This is a genomic window from Furfurilactobacillus rossiae DSM 15814 (assembly GCF_000428925.1).
In the GTDB taxonomy this organism is placed as follows: Bacteria; Bacillota; Bacilli; order Lactobacillales; family Lactobacillaceae; genus Furfurilactobacillus; species Furfurilactobacillus rossiae.
Genome location: NZ_AUAW01000004.1, coordinates 66,005 through 82,174, shown reverse-complemented (window position 1 = coordinate 82,174; position 16,170 = coordinate 66,005). Strand labels below are relative to the sequence as shown.

The following is a 16,170-nucleotide window of genomic DNA, read 5'->3' as shown; positions in this document are numbered from 1 at the left end:
GCTCAAGAGGAGAGGGCTGAACTCCGATAACATCTAAACCTTTTGATTAGAATAGTTCACTATTTCACAAGAAATGAACTATAATCCCCGAGCACGACCGTCTTTATACGGTCACATTAATATAAAATAGCTTAACATATACAGACTATTTGTAAACGCTTACCGACGATTAAGTTGCACTTTTTATTGGGTTGTGCGCAGTCTAAAAGGCTCTTGTAATCCCAATCGACACGGTTTATGTATCGTTTCTCTAAATAGATACGTCGCAAACAAAAAACAGCAATGATCTACTCCAAATCGGAGCCTGCCATCGCCGTCTTTTTTGCTGTCTGTTCTGCTAGTTACTACATTGTTGTTTAAATTGGCATTTTAAGGCCGCCAACTTCACCTGAACAACCTCATTGCGGTTAATCCGGGCAAAGGCCAAGGTCTCGTCTAACAATTGCTGAATTTCCGTGGCATCATGCCGCAAGTTAATTGCATTTTGTGCGGCCAGAAATTTAATGCGCGGCAAGTAATATGTCACCCGCTCGTCACAGCAAATTTTCAAACCTGCTTCAATCAGCCAATTACTGCGCCGATAGTTTTGCTGAGCGGTATAAAATTCTGCCGTAAAGAAAATGAGCGTCAGCACCCGAAGATAGTATTGGTTTTCATCCCCCAGTGCCGTGTGTTGATTTAGCCGAATGTACTGATACACCTTGTCAAAGTAAAATGACGCCTGCTTTTGCTGTTGATGACGATCATACATAATGCCCGATCCCAAAAAGGCCAACTGCGTGAAAATCGTTTGATGCTTTTCATCCAAATCATTTAGAATTTGTGAAAAGTCAAAGAGAATGTCATCTGGCTGCCGATTAATCAGGGCATTTACAATACCGCGCAAATAACACAACTGCATCTTACTATTCAGCGCATCAATCTGTTTGGCATCAATTTTGGCGAGACGTTTGAGTACACCCTGATAGTTTTCGACCATCAATTCGCGCTCAATTGCATCTAACTTTGTTTGTAACTCAACGGCGGTCGACTCCCCTTGATATAAGTCGTCTACCGTCATGCCCAAACGAACACACAGTTTACTCAAGATCGACAAGGCCGGCACACGACGATTACTTTCAAACTTACTCAAAGTAGCCTGCGTGCAAATTCCCTGGCACAATTTAACTTGTGAAATTTTAAGGGCTTTGCGCCGTTGAACAAACACTTGTGTCTCCATTTTGGCACCTTTCTGTCATCGTTTAATGTGGGACTTCATTTTGGACGCGCGTCACACCATTTTATTCATGAATGCCCAATGCCACTTTGGCATAACGGGTCATCATCCCCATGTTCCATGCTGGCTCCCACACGAGGTGAATATCACATTCAGTAACACCGTCAACTGACAGCGCCGCTTCCGTGATGGCATCATCTAACATATTCCCCAGCGGACAACCCATAGTGGTCAGCGTCATGGCGATGTCACAATGACCGTCAACAACTGTTACGTTGTAAATGAGACCTAAATTCACCATGTCGATTCCTAATTCGGGATCAATCACGTCAGCGAGTGCTGTCATAACCGCTGTTTCCGTCTTTGATAATTTCGCTGCTTCTCTTAACATTCGCTGCCCTCATCTTTTCATTTCAATAGTCACAAGTTCCACTAACCAATCGACCCTTCCATTTCGAAACTGATCAAACGGTTTAATTCCACGGCATATTCCATCGGTAACTCTTTAGTAAAGGGCTCAACGAAGCCCATGACGATCATTTCAGTGGCTTTTTCTTCGGAAATACCACGGCTCATCAGATAGTACAATTGTTCTTCAGAGATCTTAGAAACCTTTGCTTCATGTTCCATTGAAACGTTGGCATTATTGATTTCATTGTATGGAATTGTGTCTGATTTCGACTGATCGTCCATGATGATGGTGTCACATTCCACATGCGCTAGAGAACCGTCTGAATGTTTGCCAAACCGCACAGTTCCTCGATAGTTTGTCGCGCCACCTGTCTTTGAAATCGACTTTGAGACGATTGAACTAGAGGTGTTTTTCGCGTTGTGGATCATTCTGGCGCCGGAATCCTGCAAGATGTGATTGCTGGCGACCGCAATGGACAGCATGGTGCCCCGAGCACCTTCACCGTTCAGGTACACACTCGGATATTTCATTGTCACTTTTGAACCGAGGTTACCGTCAACCCATTCCATCGTGGCATTCTCAGCGGCAGCTGCACGTTTCGTCTCAAGACTGTAAACGTTGTCCGACCAGTTCTGAATCGTTGTGTAGCGACAATAGGCGTCTTTTTGTACATTCACCTCGACGACTGCTGCATGCAAACTGTCCGAAGAATAATTCGGCGCCGTACAGCCTTCAACGTAATCAACCTTGGCGCCCTCTTCAACGATAATTAAGGTTCGTTCAAACTGCCCGGAGTTCTCCGAATTCAAACGGAAATAGGATTGAATTGGCGTACTTGTTTGCACGCCCTTAGGCACGTAAATGAAAGAGCCACCAGACCAAACCGCGGCATTCAACGCCGCAAATTTATTGTCCGAGGGTGAAACCAGTTTACCGAACCATTTTTTGAATAAATCTGGGTATTCCCGAAGAGCAGTGTCCGTATCCGTAAAGATAATACCTAACTTGGCAAAGTCGTCACGCATATTGTGATAGACCACTTCAGACTCATACTGTGCTGATGAACCGGCTAAGTAATTCCGTTCAGCTTCCGGCACACCCAGTCGGTCAAACGTTTTCTTCAAATCTGCCGGCACGTCATCCCAATCACGATACTTTTTATCCGTCATTTTTTGATAGTAGTGCATGTTGGCCAAGTCCAATCCCGATAAGTCTGGCCCGTACGTTGGCATCGGCAAGGATTGATAAATTTTGTAGGCCTTCAAACGATAATCAAGCATCCATTGCGGCTCATGTTTGGCCGCCGAAATTTCGCGGACCGTTGACTCAGTTAACCCGCGCCCGGTGGAGTAAGCCGGCTTAATATCATCATGAAAGCCGAACTCGTAGTCTTCATCTTTAACTGGTACTGCAGTCGTTTCTGACATTACGCCTCACCGTCACTTTCTTCTTGTTGATTGCTCAATAACGCCCGCTGTAACGCCCACCAGGACAGCGTTGCACACTTAATTCGAGCCGGGAAACTGACAATACTGGATAAAATTGCTGCATCATCCAATTCGTCTAAATCTGCTTGATCATGCTGTTTGCCCATAACCATATCAGAAAACGTCTTCGCCATTTTAAGCGCTTCATCCTTGGTTTTACCAAGAACCGCATCGCTCATCATACTAGCCGAAGATTGACTAATCGTGCAGCCCTCTCCAGTAAAGCCAATATTAGTAATGACATCGTCCTCATTTAAATCAATATCTAAATTAATAACATCGCCACAGGTCGGATTTTTCACAGTCATCGTTGTCGTCGCATTGGTCAGTGCATGTTTGTGATGTGGATGGTCAGCGTGGTCCAAAATGACTTCCCGATATAAACTATTCAGCTTTGATAAGCTCATGACTAAAGAACTCCTTTGTTTCGTTCAGCGCGTGAATTAAGCGATCCACATCATCTTGAGTATTGTAGATATACAGGCTAGCGCGGGCCGTTGCCACTAAACCTAGCGTTTCCATCAGTGGCTGTGCACAATGATGACCAGCGCGGACGGCAACACCTTCCATATCCAGTGCTGTGGCAACATCATGAGGATGCAGTCCCTTAATATTGAATGCAATAACGCCAGTATGTCTCGCAGGATCATGTGGACCGTAAACCTCAATCTGACGATCAGCGGTCAACTGAGGTAGCAAACTGTTAACTAATTGCTGCTCATGTGCCTGCACATTGCTCATCCCCAAGTTTTCTAAATAATCGATGGCAGCACCTAATCCCACTGCACCAGCGATATTTTGAGTGCCAGCTTCAAACTTCCATGGCAATTCATTCCAGGTGCTTTCGTACCTGTGAACAAAATTAATCATCTCGCCGCCAAACTGATACGGTGGCATTGCGGCCAACAAATCCCGTTTACCGTACAAAACACCGATTCCGGTTGGCGCCATCATTTTGTGACCAGAGAAAGCGTAAAAATCAACGTCGAGCGCTTGAACGTCAACAGGCATATGTGGCACCGCTTGAGCACCGTCGCAAACCATAATGGCCCCATGTTGATGTGCCATTTTAGTCAGCGCAGCAATGGGATTGACCGTTCCCATTACATTACTGGCGTGAGCCACTGCAACAATTTTAGTTTTATCCGTAATCTTGGTCTCAGCGTCTGCCATGTCTAATTCACCGGTTGGCGTCAGCTCAATGTACTTTAACGTCGCATGTTTGCGCAAAGCCAATTGTTGCCACGGAATGAGGTTGCTGTGATGTTCCATAATGCTAATCACGATTTCATCGCCAGCCTCAATATTGGCTTCGCCATACGTACTAGCGATCAAATTAAGACTGTCCGTTGCGCCTTTCGTGAAAATTACTTCAGCAGGCTCAGCAGCGTTGATAAAGTGAGTCACTTTATGACGAGCATCTTCATATGCGGCTGTTGCACGTTCTGCCAGCGTATGAACGCCACGATGTACATTGGCATTGTCTGTTTGATAAAAGTGTGTCAAAGCGGCCACAACTTGATTAGGCTTCTGGGCCGTTGCCGCATTGTCTAAGTACGTTAATGGTTCATCATTAACCAGCTGATCAAGAATTGGAAAGTCGCCACGTAGATCACTTATATCAGTTTTCATCAGTCAGCTTCCTTTCAATCGTCGTAATTAGTTCCTGCCGAACAGTCTTGGCTGGAATCGCACTCAAAACGACCCCGAGAAAGCCGCGAATGACCAGCCGCTGCGCTTGTTGTCTGTCGATTCCTCGACTCATCAAGTAATACAGTTGCTGTTGATCAACCTGACCTACACTAGCGGCGTGACCCGCCAATACATCATTTTCATCAATGAGTAGAATTGGATTAGCATTTCCGCGTGCTTCGTTTGACATCATCAAAAGCCGGTTTTCTTGCTCAGCCTTAGCCCCTGAAGCACCGTGAATAATGTCACCGATACCATTAAAGACCAACTGTGATTGTCCCAAAAGAACCCCGCGTTGCAGAATATTACCAACTGAATGTTTGCCGCGGTTGGTGACCCCATTATTGATGCCCATCCGCGCCGTACCATCTGTTATGGCAATCATTTTCGAGTCAGTTTCTGCGCCTTCGCCTAATAAATTAGTATCAATGTTACCAATGGTGTTACCATCATTGAGTAGCCCCACCGCCCAGTCAATGTTTGCATGAGTGGCAGCCAATCCACGACGTTCAAAGTAAGTCTCCGTTTTAGGGCCAAACGCATCAAGGGAAGAAAAACGCACCCGACTGTCTTCAGCAGCGTCAATTTCAACAAAACAATTTGCAATGTTTTCCGCTTCACCAACCGTTGATAGATGTTGGGTGAAAGCAAACTCACTACCCGCTTCAGCAACAATTAAAACGTGTGAGATCAACGGGTGGTCAGTCTTCGTGCTGTCCTGAATGATATGTGCTTCAATTGGTTGGTTCACCACAACCCCACGCGGTACATACACAAAGATGCCACTTGTTAACATTGCCATATGGTAACTCGTCAGCTTTGTTTCATTCGTTTTAATAACATTAGTCATTAAATGCGGTTTGACCAACTCAGGATATTCGCGCATGGCATCGAATAGATCCATCACTAGGACACCTTGCTTAGCGAGCTGGGCTGGCAACTTAACTTGTGTGGTTGTTTGACCAACCTGAACGACACTAATTTGTTGATCATCCATTTTTGCGGTAGTTGCATCTAACTCGGATTGAGCCAAACTGGCTGACGATGACTGCCAATGTATTTCCGTAGACGGCATCAGTTGCCAATCCCTGTAATCAAATCGCTGAATCCGTGGCATCTTCAACGTTGGCAGCTGGTCTATTGCTACTCGTCGTTTGTCGGCCATCCATGTGGGTTCATCATGCTTTGTCACCGTGTCTTCAACCAGTGGCATTGTTTCTTGACTCATGATCACTGCCTCCTAGTTTTCATCCACAAGGTCAACATCCAGGCCAAACTCATCACGGAGACCGGCATAACCTTCATCTTCAAGTTTCAAGGCCAGGTCTGCACCACCAGTTTTGACAATGCGCCCACCCATCATTACGTGAACAACATCAGGTTTAATGTAGTTTAGCAAACGTTGGTAATGCGTAATGATTAAGGCACCAAAATTGTCGCCACGCATGGAGTTCACACCCTTAGCAACCACCTGCAAGGCATCGATATCCAATCCTGAATCAATTTCATCTAACAGCGCAAACGCTGGTTTGATCATCAATAATTGGAGAATTTCGTTCCGTTTCTTTTCCCCACCGGAAAAACCTTCGTTTAAGTATCGCTCCGTCATTGCTTCATTCATATCAAGGAGGTCAAGATTCTTATCTAATTCCTTTAAAAAACTCATCACTGAAATTTGGTCATCCTTTGGACGGCGGGCATTAATAGCAGCCCTTAGAAATTCAGCGTTAGTAACGCCAGGTATTTCAGCTGGATATTGCATTGCCAAGAACAAGCCTCGACGGGCACGCTCATCGACTGGCATATCAAGGATACTGTTGCCGTCCAATAAAATATCACCTTGTGTCACGTGGTAGGCAGACTGCCCCATGATGGTTTCAGATAAGGTCGACTTCCCCGTTCCGTTTGGTCCCATGATGGCATGAATTTCACCAGTACTCATGGAGAGATTAACACCCTTCAAAATTTCCTTAACGGCACCACTTTCACCGTCTTGTACTTCAACATGCAAATCCTTAACTTCGAGTGTTGACATTCTCTTTGACCTCCATCGGTTGTGTTCTTGTGATTAATTTCATGATCTCAAATATCTAAAACAAGTATATTCTGGAATATTCCTGTCGGTATATTAGGCATCTCCCTAATATTTATGAAAACCCTTTCGTGATAATCTTTAACCATTATCAACACAGAAAGGGCGTTATCTTATGGAAATACAGGTCTCGGTCAATGAACAGTTAACCGTTCATTGCATGGATCACCTTGAAAAAGGAATCTCTAGACAACTTCATCGTCTAGGAATCAAACCAGGCACTGTCCTGACTGTCGTGCGCCGTTATCCGTTTCACGGTCCGGTAATCATTGAATTCGATGACCAACGTATCGGTGTTCGTGACGCTGTGTTGCAAACCTTAACGAGGCGCTAATGTTATGACAACCGTTGCACTATTAGGCAATCCGAACACTGGCAAATCGACATTTTTCAATTGTTTGACCAACCAATATGCCAACGTTGGCAATTGGGCGGGCGTCACCATTGACCAGACATTAGGGAATATTCCAAAAACAAACATTAACATTGTCGACCTACCTGGCATTTGCTCACTAACCCCGATAACAAAGGATGAGGCCGTCACCGTAGACTATCTGCTGGACAACAACCCGACTGACGCCATTTTGAACATCGCCAACGCGTGTCAGCTCAAACGAAACCTTCTGTTATCTATCGAGTTGTTAGAACTCGGCAAACCACTAATATTAGTCCTCAACATGATGGACGAGCTTTCACAGAGCAACGTTCACTATGATCTCGACATTTTGTCGCACCGTTTGGGTTGCCCCGTACGCGCGACTGCTGCTCGACAAAACAGTGGTGTCGATGAGGTTCGTGCCTGTTTATCTAACCAAACTACAATAACCACTTCTGATCCGCTGAAATTGGATTATCCTAGAGTCATTTCAGCAGATATTCGCGATGCCACAACACAATTGGTTAAAAAACATCGACTCTCACAAAATTTTGCTCGTTGGTTAACCATTCAATTCATGAGCGACAACGATGCAGTGGTTAAATATGTTGATGAACATCGTTTAGACACGTTATCAGAGGGGCGCCAAACGTACCGCGAGCATCATTATGCAGACCAAATCTTTCACGTGCGACTTACTTTCATTGAAGACACGCTCGCCGCGGCTACAAGTTTTACTGAAAACCGTCCTCAAAATACCGTTACTACAAAAATTGATCGCTGGGTTACACACCCAATCTTAGGATTGCCTATTTTCATCGGGATCTTCTGGTTCATGTTTAAACTCTCGTTTGACTGGATTGGAACACCAATGAGCGATTATTTAAACACACTCCTGTCCGGACCACTCTCTGAGGCCACAAATCATTGGCTAACTGTCGTGGGTGCCTTACCCTTTTTAAGATCACTGATTGTCGACGGTATCATTGCTGGTGTCGGCGGCGTGCTTACGTTTATTCCCCAAATTTTTGTCCTGTTTGCCTGCATTACAGTGTTGGAAGATTCAGGTTATATGAGTCGTGCCGCCCTAGTCACTGATCGGTTAATGCAGCTCATTGGCTTAAACGGCAAGGCATTCATCCCACTGATCATTGGCTTTGGTTGCAACGTAACCGGCATCATGGCCACGCGAACGATTGAACAACCCCGTGAACGTCTCGTGACGACCTTAATCGCGCCATTTATGAGTTGTTCCGCTCGACTACCGATCTACAGTCTGTTTGTTACCGCCTTCTTCAATCAACACCAAGCTGTAATCGTTTTATCCCTATATTTTCTCGGTATTGTGATTGCGTTAGCCATGGCTAAATTTTATCAACTGGTCTTTAAATTAAAAGACGCGAGCAACTTTGTTGTAACCTTGCCAAATTATCATCGTCCTCGATTAGACCTCGTCATTGCAGGTGCTTGGCAAAAAGGCAAAGGTTTCGTCAAGAAAACAGGAACCGTTATTTTTGCCGGCACAGTGCTTGTTTGGCTGTTGTCTAACATTGGTCCACACGGATACGTTATTAACATTGACGCCAGTTTTTCAGCAATTATTGGTCATTGGTTGCAACCGGCCTTTGCGCCACTTGGCATTACTAATTGGCAAACAATCAGTGCACTGATGACTGGGGTGCTCGCTAAAGAAGTCATTAGTTCCAGTATGATTGTCCTATTTCATTTAAGCGGGCAAACCAGCTTAGTGACAACATTCAGCACGCTGTTTACGCCGTTATCCGCATACAGTCTGTTAGTTTTCATTCTGATTTACGCCCCATGTTTCGCGACGCTCGGTGCTATTAAAACCGAAACGGGTTCTGTTAAATGGGCCATCTATTCGTTAATTTCAAGTACTGTTTTGGCCTACGGATTGTCGCTAATTATTTTTCAAGTTGGCTCGTTATTTTGACAATATTTGAAATAATTCTTATGGGAGGTTAGGCTATGTCCGTTTTGATCAATGTGCTGATTTTCGTCGCTATCGTCCTCATTGCGGTGATTATCGCCGTTCACACCATGCGACAGTCAGCAACCAAACCGCCCTGTGAGAGTTGCGAATATGCCTGCCCGGCAAGAAAATTGATGCAGTACCGCGGACCACGTCATTAACAGTTATACCAACTAAAAGTGATAGAAACTAAATTGCATATGACTTCCATCCAAAACAAATACGATCCTGATTTGCTCAAAGAACAAAATCAGAATCGTATTTTTTAATTATTTAACTTCCTTTTCTTTAGTTAATCTATCCGCCTCGATTGATGGGCGCGCATCCTGTTTTCGCTCTGGGAACCAGCGGAACATTAACTGATTGAAGTAATCAGAAGCATAACCGATTACAAAAATTCCCAGCGCCATTGAAGCGAACAACTCAACCACAAACAACGGCCAATTTTTGATCGTGACGTTTGAAACAATCAACATAAATGTTCCCCACGTGATTAGCCAGGCCGGCACCATTGTGAACTTCATGATCGTGCCCTGTAAGAACAAGACGGCAAAGGTTAGCAGGCCAAACATAATCGCGGTTGGCCAAATCGATGAAATCCAGCTTATTTGGAGCAGGCCAAAGGCCAGCAGCCCCCAAACAATGCCACATACAAAGCTTGCCAAAATATTCCAAATCTTGTCTTTTGGAAAACCTGCGCCAAAGAAATACGAAACTGCGACGAATGCGGCTGCACCCATCCACAATGAGCCATAACTCATGATCAAGCTGTACACTAGCGTAAAGAATCCCACTCCAATGGCATCAAGCCATACTTTCCTACTGATTTTCATATGAATTCTCCATTCGTAGTCAATAAAGAGAGCGGGACATAACACGTTTTGGCTTTCTCAGGTAACGCGAATAAGACGTTTATGAGTGTTTTTCCCATGAATGCCTTATTCGCGTTAGATGAGCAAAAGTCAGTGTTATGTCCCGCGTTTGCGACAATTTTTCATCCGCATGACCTTTTGCGGTTGAAGAAAAATTGCTCGTTGACGTTTCATTAGAAATTGAGTTGAGACGTTATGTTCCAGTTTCCTGTAAAATGAGACTATTAAATTTTACCAGATTTACTGAACTGGGTGTGTCAAACGTGAAGATTCAATTTGAACATCTTCTGGATTGCCTTTAGTGCCTGGTTTCATAACCACTTCACCGGTCGTAATCGCACCAACAGGACAAACTAAGTTACATAGGTGACAACCGACACATTTGCTAGTGTCAATGGATGGACGACGTGTCTTAATATCCCAAGTAATTGCCTGGTGAGCACCATCGAAACAAGAAATATAACAACGGCCACAGCCAATACATTTGTCCCAATCAATCTTCGGATAAACTTTGTAATCACGATCCAAATCTTCGGCAGGGACAATGTTCTTGTTGGCAACACCGATCAATTCGCTTAGATGTTCAACGTGCTGATCTTCCATGTAATGCATCAAACCATTCTTCATATCTTCAACGATTCGATAGCCATATTGCATAACCGAAGTGGTCACTTGCAAGGTTGTTGCGCCCATCAGAATGAATTCAGCCGCATCTTGCCAGGTTTCAATCCCACCAATCCCAGAGATTGGTAATTGTTCCAAACCGGCGGCTGTCCTCAACTGTTGTAGGAAACGAAGTGCAATTGGTTTAACAGCCTTCCCTGAAAATCCGGAGATTGAAGACTTACCATTCACAATTGGCAAACCAACTTTGCGATCCAAATCAATGTTGGCCACAGATTTAACCGTGTTAATCGTGGCAATCCCGTCAGCACCACCGGCCATGCTGGCCTTGGCAGCAGGAACCATGTCCGTAATATTAGGCGTCATTTTAGCCATCATTGGCAGATCTGAACCACGTTTAACCGCTGCACAGTACTTTTTAACCAGTTCAGGGTTAGTCCCAACATCGGAACCCATTTCGTGAGAGGTCATTTGAGGACACGACAGATTCATTTCGATCATGTCCGCCCCAGCCTCAGTTACCAGCTGAGCCAGTGTTTCCCAGTCCTCTTCGTTTGTCCCCATGATGGAGGCAATGACAACCTTGTTCGGGTAGTCATCCTTCAAATGACGTAAATCGTGAAGGTTTTCCTCCAACGAATGCTCAGCGATTTGTTCCATGTTTTTGAATCCAACGAAGGGTGTTCCTTCTTTTGTCAGTTCATCAAACCGTGGTGAGACTTCATTGATTTTAAAGTGTTTCGGACCAATTGTTTTGAAAACAACTCCGCCCCAGCCTTCGTCAAAAGCCTTAGCACACATCTCATAACAGTTGTCGACAGGTGAAGAAGACAGGAGGAACGGGTTCTCAAAATGAACTCCTAAAAATTCCACTGACAGATCTTTGCTAATCATTATTTGTTACCCCCTAATAATGCCTGATCAATTTCTTCGGCAACTTCTTTACCTTTACGAACGGCCCAAACGACGGTCTTGTCACCTTGCGCAATATCACCAGTAAAGAACACTTTTTCGTCATCAGTCTTGTAACCGGCATGCTGAACTTCACCATGATCGGTATCTACACCAAGGTTGTCTGTGTTAACTTGTTGACCAACGGCCAGAATAATCAAGTCGGTCTTAATGGTCATTTCACTGTCTAAATGACGATGCTTAAAGGTGACGGTATTGCCATCTACGTCAGTTGGAACGTAACCGTCAACAATGGTGACACCAGCCTTCTGAGTTGCATCAAGTTCCTTCTTAGAAGCCTTGAATTCATCAAATTCTTCATAAACAAGATCCGTTACGTTTTTAACATCCAACCGCTTTAAAGTCGTCGCAACATCCATCGCAACGTCCCCACCACCGACGACAACTGCGCTGGCAGGAATGTTGTCGATGTCCCCCTTGGCTTCCTTAACACGTGCTAAGAAATCAACGGCAGTTTCAACATATGGATTGCCTTCAAACATTGGTAACATCTTCGCTTCACTAGCACCTACGGCAACAACAACAGCGTCGTGGTCAGCCTTTAAGTCAGCCATCGTGACATCTTTACCAATAGTGACGTTGTACTTGATTTCTGCGCCCAGATTGACGATCCGGTTGATTTCAACATCGACAATTTCATCTGGTAAACGATATTCAGGAATACCATAACGAAGGTAACCGCCGGCCTTTTCATTCTTTTCGTAAATGTTGACTGCATAACCTTTTTGAAGCAGCGTTGCCGCCGTTTGTAACCCAGCAGGGCCACTGCCGACGATAGCAATGCTCAACCCATTTGAATCGCCTTTGCGAAGAATGTCCATTTTTTCTTGTTCTTCGTAGTCAGTCACAAAGCGTTGGATACCGCCAATATCAATTGGGCAATCAATCCCAGTCCGCGAGCAAGCAAGTTCACAATACTTTTCAGTCGGACAAACGCGAGCACAAATCGCACCCATAGCGTTATTTTCACGAATCGTTTCAGCAGCACCCTTCAGATTTCTGAAACGAACACTACGGATGAAACGTGCTGGATCGGTGCCAGCAGGACATGCTTTAGAACATGGCGCATCATGACAAAGTAAGCACCGCGCAGCTTCTTCCATCACCGTTGTCATTGTGTAACTAGGTGCTTCCTTTTCGTATTTTGTACTCATAAGATGTAACCCTCGCTTATTTATTATTTAAACGTTCACATGGCTCATGTGTTTACGTCTTTGAGGTTAGCATCGGCACTAATAACCGGCAAAAATCTTGGTATAAGCTAAGGACTCATCACGGTTAGAGCCTTCTTTTTATATGCTTATGTATATAAGAAAAGTAAGTCTTGGCAGATTTCCCAATACACATTAGTAACTATTAACTGTTATCAGTTGCTTTAGAAACACTGCTGTTACTAGCCTCGTTCGCGTTCATCAACAAAATGACGATTGAATTAAACGGAATTTAATCGGCTAATATCTCTTTTTACCCACTATTTCTATATATTTTTGGAATAAAATATTAGTTTTATTTTCATTCGTATAAGGGAGCTTCTAGCATTGAAAATACAAAAAGGTCACAGAAATAACTAGCCAATTCGCCCTGTTGTCTCTGTGACCTAATTCATATATTCAACCTTGGGATTATCTCGCCAATTACTTTCAGTGAGTTGCTGACGGCATTATTTTACAAACATTGGGATAGGTTGTTGTGTTTTAACATCGAACAATCCTTTATCTGAAATTTTAATCGCTGGTGAAACCAACAACGATAGCGTTGAAAATGACATAATTTCATTACTGTTTTGATATCCCAACTGTCGCATTGCTTGACGAACGGTGGCCAATTTCTCTCCCAATTCATCTATTGGTTCACTGCTTATAATGCCACCAATTGGTAACGATGTGTTGGCAGTAATTAGACCGTTTTCCGCAACAACATAGCCACCGTGGTCATCGACAAGTTGTTGATGAACCGCCAACATTGAAGGAATATCCGTCCCCATAATCATCAAGTTATGATGATCATGAGCCCATGTTGCCCCTATAGCACCACGTCCTTTAACGCCATTTTCGACAAAGCCAAATGCGAGTTCACCATGACCCGAATAACGATTTTGAACCATCAACAGAGATAAATTATGTTCTTGCCATTGCACTTGCCCATTAATGACTGACAATGAAACTTGACCACGCTTAGTAAAGGTGCCAGTAGCACTAATTTGGACCGTGTTAACCACAACCTCGTCACGTTGCGTAGCCGTTTTAATTAACAAATCTGATTCTGTTAATACTGGCACATGGACAGAATCTGTAATAGTCGAGTCAAATGATGATCCTTCATTTGCATCAGGAGCAACAATATCCGCCACTGCGTTGCCATGCAAAAATACATCCTCAATAACAAAGTTATCTACGTCACTAAGAACAACAAAGTCCGCTATCCGACCTGGCGCAATGGCACCACGATCCCAAAGTCCCATCCGACGAGCTGGTGTATAAGTGGCCAAGTAAATTGCCTCTTCTGGCGCCATACCGAATTTAATTGTTTGCTCAACCAGCCTGTTAAGGTGTCCACTGCGCAAATCGTCAGCCATCACGTCATCTGTTACGAGTGCAACATGTTCATAAAATTGATGTTCAATAATTGTTTTCACTATCTCTGCAGATAATGACTTTTGTTGAATTTCAATGAACATACCGTTAGTTATCTTTTCAATTAAGGATGAAGACGTCTGAAAAGTATGATCGGATGTAATACCACTATTAATAAAATCAGCCAAATCCTTGCCACTCACTTTGGGTGCATGGCCTTCCAATGGCATTGTCGGTCTGATATTACGGCATTTCTTAATGATTTTTCGAATCAGTGACTGGGGCTGTGATGTAATCCCTTTAAAGTTCATGGCCTCGCCCAAACAGATAATTTTAGGATCGTTTAATAATGTAGCAACCTCGTCCAGTCCAATAATGCCACCAGTTGTTTCCATTGCCGGCGTTGTGGATGGAACTGAAGAAGGAATGGCATAAAAAACTGAAATGCATGAGGGTTGACGCATGAATTCTGACAGGCCCTTGATACCAGCAACGTTGGCAATTTCGTGTGCATCTGCAATTACTGTTGTCGTGCCAAACTTAACGGCAGTACGCCCAAAGTTTGTGGGAGTAGCCATTGAGCTCTCAATGTGCATATGAGCGTCAACCAATCCCGGAATAATTGAAAAGCCCTTTAGATCAATCGTCCGCTCGGCCACAATATCAGGTAAATCTACACCGATCCAATAAAAGTTGCCGCCTTTAACGGTGACGTCAACATTGTTAAAAGTCTTTGTATAACTGTTGTAAACTCGGGCATTTTTAATCAGCAAATCAACGTTTGTCATAATGTCTCCTAACCTTATTGTTTATTCATCAATTGATTCCAACGTGTAACCCACTGGGCCAAATGATGATTAACATACGCAAAGTTGAGGCTTTTAGCCCGCTTAGCAACCGCGCCAACCGTTTTATTTTCTGCGTCTTTAACGCTTAATTGAACAGTCTTATTAATCGGCGCGTTGTTTAATGATTGTGGACTGGCAACCTTTTTTTGAACCGTTGCACTTAAACGGGCATCGATGTACCGATAATCTTTTTCGGTATTATGACTACTCTTCAAAATTGAAACCGTATCATAGTTAGCCAATGTTCCTGACGCCGGCACGACATATTTTAATTGTGGGTTTGCCTTTTGGACCATATTGACAGCGTAGTCACCGACAACTGCTGCATCAATTTCTCCCGTTTTAAACATATTGGCAATGTCAGAGGATTGTGAATATGTTTTAGTTACATTAGGTTTCAACTGTGACAACGCCTTAAATGCTGCCTGACCATTATCTTTTTCAACCGCCGTACCAGCGTGCTCGCCAGCAAGATAAATCATCGCGGGGCCAAACGTCGTCGTAATATCAGGAATGGCCAGTTTATCTTTCAGTTTTGATGACCATAGTTGTTTCCACGAGTTAATCGAAATTTTTTGAGGATTATACATAATGCCAACACTGTTCAACGTGTATGGCACACTGTTGGTCTCTTTTGCCAATTTTTGTTGAGCAGGTGTAAGCCGTTTGAAATTCTTTAGCTTGCTGAAATCCAATTTCTTAAATAAGTGTTTTTGATTCCCTGACAACGCGTTATTTTGTGATAATTCAACCACATCTACGCCACTATTGGGATTGTGTTCTAACTGTGTCATTCTAGCGTTGCTGTCACCAAATTGTGTTCGTAGCGTTACGTTATTTGCCTTCGCAAACGGCGTCAACACGTCGCTATTCATCTGTTTTGTAGCTAATCCGAACGTTGAAACGGTCATCGACTCATCTGCTTTCGCCGTTGCATCGAAGAAGCCAACCGTCAATCCACCTAGTAACAACGAAACGGTTATTTTTTGCCATAATTCCTTGTAGTGTGTCAT

Annotated in this window: 14 protein-coding genes; 2 read left to right on the top strand and 12 right to left on the bottom strand. The window is 43.9% G+C overall.

Annotation, left to right across the window (positions count from 1 at the left end; all coding sequences use genetic code 11):
* Positions 1-337: 337 nt before the first annotated feature.
* From G400_RS0102985 to sufC, 7 genes are all read right to left on the bottom strand, one after another.
* On the bottom strand, positions 338-1,219 hold the full coding sequence (locus tag G400_RS0102985; RefSeq protein ID WP_017262471.1) for a helix-turn-helix domain-containing protein: 882 nt from the start codon (positions 1,217-1,219) through the stop codon (positions 338-340).
* A gap of 61 nt (positions 1,220-1,280) precedes the next feature.
* Positions 1,281-1,607: a metal-sulfur cluster assembly factor gene (locus tag G400_RS0102980; protein ID WP_017262470.1), complete on the bottom strand. Its 327-nt coding sequence runs from the start codon at positions 1,605-1,607 to the stop codon at positions 1,281-1,283.
* Positions 1,608-1,648: 41 nt separating this feature from the next.
* Positions 1,649-3,055, bottom strand: a complete 1,407-nt coding sequence (sufB, locus tag G400_RS0102975; RefSeq protein ID WP_017262469.1) for a Fe-S cluster assembly protein SufB — start codon at positions 3,053-3,055, stop codon at positions 1,649-1,651.
* The gene (sufU, locus tag G400_RS0102970) at positions 3,055-3,522 is read right to left on the bottom strand and encodes a Fe-S cluster assembly sulfur transfer protein SufU (protein ID WP_017262468.1); all 468 of its coding nucleotides are present in this window, start codon (positions 3,520-3,522) and stop codon (positions 3,055-3,057) included. The genes sufB and sufU overlap by 1 nt, the downstream gene beginning before the upstream one ends.
* Positions 3,500-4,747, bottom strand: a complete 1,248-nt coding sequence (locus tag G400_RS0102965; RefSeq protein ID WP_017262467.1) for a cysteine desulfurase — start codon at positions 4,745-4,747, stop codon at positions 3,500-3,502. The genes sufU and G400_RS0102965 overlap by 23 nt, the downstream gene beginning before the upstream one ends.
* A complete protein-coding gene (gene sufD / locus G400_RS0102960) occupies positions 4,737-6,035 on the bottom strand; it encodes a Fe-S cluster assembly protein SufD (protein ID WP_017262466.1) in 1,299 nt (432 codons plus the stop codon). The genes G400_RS0102965 and sufD overlap by 11 nt, the downstream gene beginning before the upstream one ends.
* Positions 6,036-6,047: 12 nt before the next feature.
* Entirely contained in the window at positions 6,048-6,842 is a 795-nt protein-coding gene (sufC, locus tag G400_RS0102955) for a Fe-S cluster assembly ATPase SufC (RefSeq protein ID WP_017262465.1), read from the bottom strand.
* A 172-nt stretch (positions 6,843-7,014) separates the two neighbouring features.
* Here sufC and G400_RS14320 point away from each other — a divergent pair, with 172 nt between their 5' ends.
* On the top strand, positions 7,015-7,233 hold the full coding sequence (locus G400_RS14320) for a FeoA family protein (protein WP_017262464.1): 219 nt from the start codon (positions 7,015-7,017) through the stop codon (positions 7,231-7,233).
* Positions 7,234-7,237: 4 nt separating this feature from the next.
* A complete protein-coding gene (gene feoB / locus G400_RS0102945) occupies positions 7,238-9,229 on the top strand; it encodes a ferrous iron transport protein B (RefSeq protein ID WP_017262463.1) in 1,992 nt (663 codons plus the stop codon).
* Positions 9,230-9,537: 308 nt separating this feature from the next.
* On the opposite strand, the gene G400_RS14315 is transcribed toward feoB, so the two are convergent.
* From G400_RS14315 to G400_RS0102920, 5 genes are all read right to left on the bottom strand, one after another.
* Positions 9,538-10,101: a DUF1097 domain-containing protein gene (locus G400_RS14315; RefSeq protein WP_017262462.1), complete on the bottom strand. Its 564-nt coding sequence runs from the start codon at positions 10,099-10,101 to the stop codon at positions 9,538-9,540.
* Between the two features lie 279 nt (positions 10,102-10,380).
* Positions 10,381-11,658, bottom strand: coding sequence for an NAD-dependent dihydropyrimidine dehydrogenase subunit PreA (preA, locus tag G400_RS0102935; RefSeq protein ID WP_017262461.1), 1,278 nt, complete (start codon positions 11,656-11,658; stop codon positions 10,381-10,383).
* A complete protein-coding gene (locus G400_RS0102930; protein WP_017262460.1) occupies positions 11,658-12,890 on the bottom strand; it encodes an FAD-dependent oxidoreductase in 1,233 nt (410 codons plus the stop codon). Before G400_RS0102930 ends, preA begins: the two co-directional genes overlap by 1 nt.
* Positions 12,891-13,396: 506 nt before the next feature.
* Entirely contained in the window at positions 13,397-15,097 is a 1,701-nt protein-coding gene (locus G400_RS0102925) for an adenine deaminase C-terminal domain-containing protein (RefSeq protein ID WP_017262459.1), read from the bottom strand.
* 14 nt (positions 15,098-15,111) lie between these two features.
* Complete coding sequence (locus tag G400_RS0102920) at positions 15,112-16,170, bottom strand: ABC transporter substrate-binding protein (protein WP_017262458.1); 1,059 nt, start codon at positions 16,168-16,170, stop codon at positions 15,112-15,114.